The following is a 7,659-nucleotide window of genomic DNA, read 5'->3' on the forward strand; positions in this document are numbered from 1 at the left end:
ATTAATGTAATTCGAGCAGCTGCCGCGACTCGTGGGAAGTAATAACTAAAGAAGGGGGAGCCATTCCTCCTTTTTTTGTTACTTGAAAGCGTGGTGTATTTCAATTGATGAAGAAGATTAACGTCATTATGCTAATACTGCTATTCTTTGCTTTTTCTACAAATGAGGCATATGCAAACATAATAGGATCAATTTCAAGAGTGACTCACCATCCTCCAGACTATGTTGAGGTAGAGCTTTATTTCTCTCATACAACTGATAGGGTATATGTAACTTATGATCGTAGAGATTTTGGGGGTATACTGCATGAACCAGTTGTATTTGGTGGTCCACGAAACGGTAATATAACTTTAAAGATAAACTGTACTGGAAACGTAGGATTTGGATTCGGGTCACCTAGGGGATACGGACCAAATGGAGAACCATTGTTTGATGTGGTCGAGACAATAAGAGTTACAAATACTTATGTAGATAATAATAGTTGTAACTTAAATGATCCGTTTGGAATGGTTGATTATGTTGGTGAAAGTGGAGGGGACGGAGGAACAGGTGAAGAAGGTGAAAACGGGGAAGTAACGTTTGATTGGACTCCTGATGGAAATGCTGTGAGTTATGAAATAATTCGTGATGGCAAGGTAATTGGAACAGTAGGCGGTTCAAGCGGAAGTTATTCGGATTCAACTGCGAAAGTCGGAGGAACCTATAATTATCAAGTTGTTCCTGTTTACGGAAATGGTTCAAAAGGAAACCCAATCAACATCGGAAGTGTCACAGTTCCGTCAAGTGGAAAAGTTTCCATTCCTGGTAGAACCGGAAAAGTAACGTTCGGCTGGAGTCCTGTTAAAAATCCAACAAAGGGTACTCCTAAGAGCTATAAGATCATTCGAAACGGTCAGGTAATAGATACGATCTCAGGCTCTAGTGGTTCTTATACCGACACTACACCTAAAGTTGGTGAAAAACACGATTATGAAGTAGTGCCTGTTTATGAAGATGGTTCAGAAGGGGATCATATTGAAATCGGTGAAGTTGAAGTGAAAGAACCAGGTGAGGAAGTTGTTATACCTGGTGGCCCTGTTAAAGGAAGTTGTGATAATTGCAAAATATTTGAGTGCCCAGGATGGGGGCAATACATGGGGAAGTTAGACCAAATAAAGGATGCAATCCCACCTGCACCTGACTGGCCAAAAGTAGCAGATACATTTAGAGATTCAATTGTGCCTAAGCTGGTCAATGACTTAGACAATCTTTTAGGAAGAGCACCAGAACCACCAGCTGTACCGCCACAGTTACCTGGGCTAGATGATCGAGGCATTAAAGGGAAAGAGCCACAGATGCAGGATGTGCCTGGATTAAAAGATGCTGGATTCACAGCAGACAAGATTAAGAACCAAGCTCCTACTATACAAGAAAGAGAGGATCCAACAGGGGGATTTGATTTAACGACAAACCCTATGGACTCGCTGCCCGATGCACCGGAGAATCCGAAGCCTGGGCAAACAGATGCTGGGGAGTGGGGGCAAAACAAACCGAAAGAACAAGACAATCCATTTCCGTTTCCAAAGGATACAGGGGAACCACAAGTAGGTACACCGCCAAAGCCGGGTGATAATGGAGCGACCCCACCATCACCAGGAGGAGATCCGGGAAGCGCACCAACGCCTGGTGGAGATTTAGGAAATGGACCAACACCGGGAGGAAGTGGAGGAGATGCAGGGATGAAAGATTATAAACCTAGTCCAAGTGCACCGGATGGATCGGGGGGAGATCTATGAAAAAAATAATCTATTTTTTAATATTTTCAGCATTTATCTTTTTTGATTCTGAAGCAAGTGCTGAAGGCTACCCTTTTAATAAAGGTGATTACGTTAAATTAAACGGTTATGAATTTAGGGTTTTAGACCCGACAACGAATTATATTCACAGCGTAAACAATTTAGAAAACAGGGCGTTTTCGGGAAATGATAATAATTTTTCAACAACTGAAAACGGAAATATCGGGAAGTATCTTAATAATGAATTTTTAGGGAATCTTGCTGAATTTGAGCCATACATTGAACAAAAATTATGGCAGGGATCAGTGCCAGCAAAGATAGGACTTATTTCAACTGGAGAGTATAGGAATAACCGGTCTTTATTTCCCTTAAATGGAGATGGATCAATATGGTGGACTTTAACTAAAAGTTCTTACAGTACTATGGTTTACGTAATCCTGGCAAACGGTCGTGAAGATTATTTAAGTAGACATAATAATTATGGAGTTAAACCATCTTTATATTTAAAGCCTGGTCTTTTATTTGAAGGAAGTGGAAGTAAAAGTGAGCCATATATTTTAAAAGTCGAAGAATTGCCAGATGTTTCTAATATAGAAAACTTATCTCTTTTAAAGTCAACATTCAACTCATTACTTATAGGTTGGACAAATCCTTTAGATGAATTATTTTCACATGCAAAAATCTTATTAAATGGAAATGTGGTCGCTGACAATTTCAAAGATGATAAATATGAGTTCACGAAGTTAAATCCAAATCAGACTTATGAAATTCAAATAATTGCTGTCGCTAAGGATCATAGAGAATCCAATGGCATAACCATGAGATTAACTACTGACGATATACCAATACTTCCAGAAGTTGTTGATTTAAATTCAAAAGTCAACTCTAATGAAGTCCAACTGAATTGGAAAAATCCGCAACATGATTATTTCAATTCAGTCAAAATATATCGAAAAAACTTTGTAAAAGAACAACAAACAGCACTTAATAAAATCTTAATTGGACAAAAAGTTTCTGCTGCTGATGTTAATGGCGAATACAAACCAATGTTTGAAACGAACGGAACCATGTGGAAAGATTTAACTGTTGATCCAGAGTCTAAATACGAATATAAAGTTACAACTTTGAACACGGTCGGAGCAGAATCAGAAGGTGTGATAATACAAGCAGAAACACCAAAAGCCCCACTACCGGAGTTAGAAGGCGGAGGCTATAAAAAAGACGAAAACGGCGATTTTCTTTTTACCTGGACAAGCCCAACAAAAGGAAAAATCAAAATCTTAATTGATGGAAAAGGATATAAAACTGTTGAAGCTTCACTGAAACAAATTCTAATTCCAAAGGAAGATATGAAATACGACATTTTCAACAATCCAAAGGTCGCATTAGTTCCAATTTCCGAAGATGGAAAAGAGGGAACACCAACGAAGCCAGGAGAGAGTGGTGGAATAGGGGCGATTGGAGGAGGAAAAATTCCATTTGGACCCACAGACCTTTTAAAAAGTGTCATGGGCTTACTAGGTGTCATTGCTCCAATATTGCTATTATCACTAGCAATCATCTTCTTCAAACCAATTAAAAATGTCATTGTCAAAGCAGTTCAAAACCGCAGAGGAAGGGAAATGTACCGATGAACGGAGAGTTAATTCACACGGTTTTAAACATTATCTTTTCTAAATATATGATCTATCTTTCACCTATGATTCTAGTCCTCATGGTTGCGCTTTTTTCAGAACGTCTTATTGATCTTGTTTACCAGGCGGTTGATAAAAAGAGAAGGTGGAGGTAATGCAGTTTTATGCTCCATTTCTCTTTTTATCAGCAAACATATTTGGAGATGCTTTTGGAAAGCTTTTTAAGGTTATCTGGGATGGGATCAAGTGGGTTGGAAATCTATTAAAAAACTTATTCCAGGGATTAGTTGATATTATCATAGGATTTTTTGAGATCCTATACGCCTTAATAGATGGCATTCTGTACTTTCTTTATAAAGTCGGTGTTTTAGCAGTTAAGTTGTTTATGCTGCTATTTGAAACAGCAAAGCTTATTTGGGCCTTAATTGTTGGATTTGCTAAAACATTAGCTAGTTTGACATATGCCCCTAGGGGATCTTCAGGAACTGGGTATTCTGAAATGTTAGGCAAACTGTTTAAAAACCTATCAGTTCTGCAAATTGATGTCATTGCTTATATTTTGCTCTTTGTTTTATGGATCTTCACAGCAGTTGGAGCAATCAAGCTCTTATCCTCTATTAGAGTAGGAGGAGAATAAATAATGAAAGAAAAAATAAGAGAGTTCTTGGATAACATATTTGGGCCTGTCATTTCATTTCTTGACCTAGGAATTGAGAAGTTAAGAGGAGTGCAGTTGGTAACGGCCCAGGGCTTAAATGTTGGAAAGTATTTATCCGTATTTGGAGATATGCCGGCCGCTTGGCAGCTGGTGATCTCCTCAATTTTAATATCCACCGTGCTGTTAGGTTCACTATTGATATACAGATCAGTAATGAGAATGTACTATTCAGCAAAAGAGGGCGTGAAATGGTGGTAAAAAGGAGAGAATTTCTTTATGGGTGATGCGTTTATTTATATGTATTTTGTAGGTGCAGGAACGGCAGCTGGTGTTGCTACAGTAGGACTAATAACTTGGAAAATAGTGAAAAGATCTAATAATAAAGCGCCTAAGAAAAGAGGGATTGTATAATGTTTGGATTTCGCAAAAAACAAAAAGATGAATTTTTTCCAGAAACGAATGATATTGTAATTGTTTTTGATGATGATAATAAATCATCTGATATACAGAGGATTGACGAAATTAGAGAAGGTACCATTTATGTAACTGGAAAGTATGCCATTCCTTTAGAAGATTGTGAGATTACAACAGGAACGGAAGGCAGGAACTTCTTTTATCGAGCACCGCAGCAATCAGTATTTGAAACAGAAAGACTTGCAGCGTTAGAACAAAGTTTAGTATTAACTCAAATTACAGCCTATCGTCCTCCAATGCCTCCAGCTGCAATGGATTGGACAAAAGGATTGTTATTCGGTCTTGTATTTATTGCCTTTATCGTAATGGGATTATCCAGCTGCGGAGGTGGAGTATAAATGCACCCAGAAGTGAAATATAAAATTTTTGAACTAAAAGGGATAATCAACACTCTTAGTGAGTTAGCAAATCATGATGAACATTATAATTATCCAATGTTAGAAAACTTGGAATCTATAATAAACGAACTAGCAAATTTTAAGGAAAACTAGTGCTTGAGAAACGCTCTACAGCACAATTAACTTTGTTTTAATGAGGAGTTGTCCACTAAATGCAAAATACAAACGCTGAAAGACTGCAATCTGCCATATCAGATGATCTTTTTCCAACAGTTAATCATATTTCAGATGTAAAACAAGTCCTAGAAGAGATGAAGGGCAATGCCCAGGATCTAAGAGAGGTTCAATTGAAAGGAATAGTTCTATTACAACAAATGGGAACTAACAAATACCTTCATGGTGACAAGAACCCTTATCAAAAGTTAATTGAATTTGTCATGAAGGGGAAAGAGCTTGTTGCGGATCCAGATTTCTACATTAAGACGATTGAAGCATTAATACCGAAGCCACCAAAGCCAATCGTTATGGCTGAAAAGGCTGAAAGGGGTAAAAGGTAATGGCTCATCATTTCTTTATTCAAGGCCCATTAGGATCCGGGAAAACGTTCCTGGCTTCTACACTAGCCCACTGGTGGAAGATGAAAGCTGAAAGAAACGGAGCATCAATTAAACTATTTTCCAATTATGATCTTCAAGATAGCCAACCAATGACACATTTTACAGATTGGTATGAAGTTGCAAGGGCTCAAGGCAGCATCTGTGTATGGGATGAAGCATATCTAGCTTTTAGTAATAGAAAGTGGTCTAAATACGGACAAAGTGTAATTACAGACGTAATGATGATGACAAGAAAAATGAAGTCCGTGCAGATCTATTGTTCTCCCTCTATAAACTTTGTTGACTCCAGGGTTAGGCAAATTGTTGAGGTTTTAATAACTGCTAGAAAAGTAGGAGATAAGGGCTTCCAATATTACTTTCAGGATTATCAAACAGGAGAATTTATGCACAAGCAATTTCTTCCTATGTATAAAGCAAAAAAGATAATGAAATGCCAACTATATGATACAGAAAATATGGTTCAATACTTTCCAATTCCGCAGACAGAACGTGAAGGGGAAAAGTTTTTTGAAGAATTAGAGCTTATCCATAATGAGTCACGCGGAAAAAAGAGATTAGTTGTTTAGGGGTGTTTTAGATGAAAAAGTATTCGTTAGTTCCAGCAGAGTATAAACAAAAAGATCCTCGTAAGCTCCCCTGGCTATATCCTAATTCACTAAATTTGGTTTATTATGCAAAGAAAATGCAAGAATTCTCTTTCTATCAGGCTTTAGATGTTGCTGAAGATATTGCTTGGAAAAATGGATTTATTCTATTACCGCACGCTTGTATTCATTGGCAGCGTGCAAAAAATTACGGGCAAGATAGAAAGATAAAAATAGGAAGAAATTCTTTTTTTCTAATGAAGTTAAATGAGCTTACAAAAAGTGAAGAAGCTAAACTAGATCAATACCTGGAAGAACTACACGGTAAGGCAAATTGAAGGGAGTGTAACTAAATGATATTAGTCTTTGCAAGGGAAGAATTAGCAACATTAGTGCTTCACATGAACATAATGAGGCACAACATTAAAAAGGGCTTTAAATCGAATTATGGGCGTTCAGAGGGCAAAGAGAAGCTAAAAGTCTATGATGATATAAAAGGACGTTTTGGGAGCGACTTAGAGGTTGAGGAGAAGTCATTCTATGACTTTAATATTGAAAAAGAAGAAATGAACATGCTGCATTCGTTTTTAAAATGGTATGTAGAAGAAATTAAGCTATCAGCTGAAGATCAGGGAGCTGATATAGAAAAGGACGAACAAATACAAATACTTGATAAATTAAGCATAAAAATTAATAACATAGTAGAAATGGTCATTCAATAATTTATCAAAAACGTTCATTATTAATAGAAAATAAGGATGATGGAAAACAGGGGAAAATGACCTGTTTTTCTTTTACAAAACTATTATCAAAATCAAATTATCATATTAATGAAGAAACTAGGTTTTTGATAAAGAACTGGAGGTACTAAAATGATAATTGGCTATGCTCGTGTATCCACTCAAGACCAAAATCTCCAATTGCAGCTGGATGCATTGCAAAATGCTGGTTGCTTTGAAATATTTGAAGAGAAGATAACAGGGACTAAGAAGGATCGTCCAGCATTAAATGAAATGTTAAAAATGCTCCGTCCTGGTGATAGGGTAATAGTATATAAATTAGATCGGATAAGCCGCAGCACTAAACATTTAATAGAGCTTGTGGAGCTATTTGAAGAAAAGGAAGTCGAGTTTGTTTCAGTCCAGGATAATATTGATACATCAACTGCATTAGGTCGCTTTTTCTTCCGCATTATGGCTAGTATTGCTGAGTTGGAAAGGGATATAATTAGTGAAAGAACTAGGGCAGGCTTGAGCGCTGCAAGGGCAAGAGGAAGGAATGGCGGACGTCCAACTGTTGATAAGAAGAAAGTACAGCTTGCTTTGAAAATGTACCATTCTAATGAATACTCTATTAAACAAATACTCCAAGCAACTCGAATTAGTCAAGCAACCTTATATAGGTATGTAATGAATGAAAAAAATACATATTCATGAAATGAGGTGTTTTTATGTTATTTGAAGTTGACTTAGATTTACTAGAGAATATTACTGGTAAATATGAGGAACGGATTAAGAAATTTGAACAGAATGTTAATGATGATAATATGTTACATGTAATTTTAAAAGCACATTTATTT

The 7,659-nt window shown here is 36.9% G+C and carries 13 protein-coding genes; all 13 read left to right on the top strand.

Features of this window, described 5'->3' with window-relative positions; genetic code table 11:
* Window positions 1–104 precede the first annotated feature (104 nt).
* The 13 genes from V7127_RS22710 (at window position 105) to V7127_RS22770 (ending at window position 7,516) form a co-directional block, all read left to right on the top strand.
* The gene (locus tag V7127_RS22710) at window positions 105–1,775 is read left to right on the top strand and encodes a hypothetical protein (RefSeq protein WP_335489982.1); all 1,671 of its coding nucleotides are present in this window, start codon (window positions 105–107) and stop codon (window positions 1,773–1,775) included.
* On the top strand, window positions 1,772–3,409 hold the full coding sequence (locus V7127_RS22715; protein WP_335489985.1) for a hypothetical protein: 1,638 nt from the start codon (window positions 1,772–1,774) through the stop codon (window positions 3,407–3,409). Before V7127_RS22710 ends, V7127_RS22715 begins: the two co-directional genes overlap by 4 nt.
* The gene (locus V7127_RS22720) at window positions 3,406–3,564 is read left to right on the top strand and encodes a hypothetical protein (protein ID WP_335489989.1); all 159 of its coding nucleotides are present in this window, start codon (window positions 3,406–3,408) and stop codon (window positions 3,562–3,564) included. Before V7127_RS22715 ends, V7127_RS22720 begins: the two co-directional genes overlap by 4 nt.
* Window positions 3,564–4,046 carry a hypothetical protein gene (locus tag V7127_RS22725; RefSeq protein ID WP_335489992.1) on the top strand — a complete coding sequence of 161 codons (483 nt, stop codon included), beginning with the start codon at window positions 3,564–3,566 and terminating at the stop codon, window positions 4,044–4,046. The genes V7127_RS22720 and V7127_RS22725 overlap by 1 nt, the downstream gene beginning before the upstream one ends.
* A gap of 3 nt (window positions 4,047–4,049) precedes the next feature.
* On the top strand, window positions 4,050–4,325 hold the full coding sequence (locus V7127_RS22730; protein WP_335489995.1) for a hypothetical protein: 276 nt from the start codon (window positions 4,050–4,052) through the stop codon (window positions 4,323–4,325).
* Between the two features lie 18 nt (window positions 4,326–4,343).
* Complete coding sequence (locus tag V7127_RS22735) at window positions 4,344–4,478, top strand: hypothetical protein (RefSeq protein WP_335489998.1); 135 nt, start codon at window positions 4,344–4,346, stop codon at window positions 4,476–4,478.
* Entirely contained in the window at window positions 4,478–4,879 is a 402-nt protein-coding gene (locus V7127_RS22740) for a hypothetical protein (protein ID WP_335490001.1), read from the top strand. The genes V7127_RS22735 and V7127_RS22740 overlap by 1 nt, the downstream gene beginning before the upstream one ends.
* Window positions 4,880–5,032 carry a hypothetical protein gene (locus V7127_RS22745; RefSeq protein ID WP_335490004.1) on the top strand — a complete coding sequence of 51 codons (153 nt, stop codon included), beginning with the start codon at window positions 4,880–4,882 and terminating at the stop codon, window positions 5,030–5,032.
* A 59-nt stretch (window positions 5,033–5,091) separates the two neighbouring features.
* Window positions 5,092–5,436 carry a hypothetical protein gene (locus tag V7127_RS22750; protein ID WP_335490009.1) on the top strand — a complete coding sequence of 115 codons (345 nt, stop codon included), beginning with the start codon at window positions 5,092–5,094 and terminating at the stop codon, window positions 5,434–5,436.
* On the top strand, window positions 5,436–6,062 hold the full coding sequence (locus V7127_RS22755; protein ID WP_335490012.1) for a zonular occludens toxin domain-containing protein: 627 nt from the start codon (window positions 5,436–5,438) through the stop codon (window positions 6,060–6,062). The genes V7127_RS22750 and V7127_RS22755 overlap by 1 nt, the downstream gene beginning before the upstream one ends.
* Before the next feature lie 11 nt (window positions 6,063–6,073).
* The gene (locus V7127_RS22760; protein ID WP_335490015.1) at window positions 6,074–6,418 is read left to right on the top strand and encodes a hypothetical protein; all 345 of its coding nucleotides are present in this window, start codon (window positions 6,074–6,076) and stop codon (window positions 6,416–6,418) included.
* Window positions 6,419–6,433: 15 nt separating this feature from the next.
* Window positions 6,434–6,802 (top strand): hypothetical protein, encoded by a 369-nt coding sequence (locus V7127_RS22765; protein ID WP_335490018.1) that lies wholly within the window; start codon window positions 6,434–6,436, stop codon window positions 6,800–6,802.
* 150 nt (window positions 6,803–6,952) lie between these two features.
* On the top strand, window positions 6,953–7,516 hold the full coding sequence (locus V7127_RS22770) for a recombinase family protein (RefSeq protein WP_335490022.1): 564 nt from the start codon (window positions 6,953–6,955) through the stop codon (window positions 7,514–7,516).
* Window positions 7,517–7,659 lie beyond the last annotated feature (143 nt).

It is taken from the genome of Bacillus sp. JJ1773 (assembly GCF_036962035.1).
In the GTDB taxonomy this organism is placed as follows: domain Bacteria; phylum Bacillota; class Bacilli; order Bacillales; family Cytobacillaceae; genus Cytobacillus.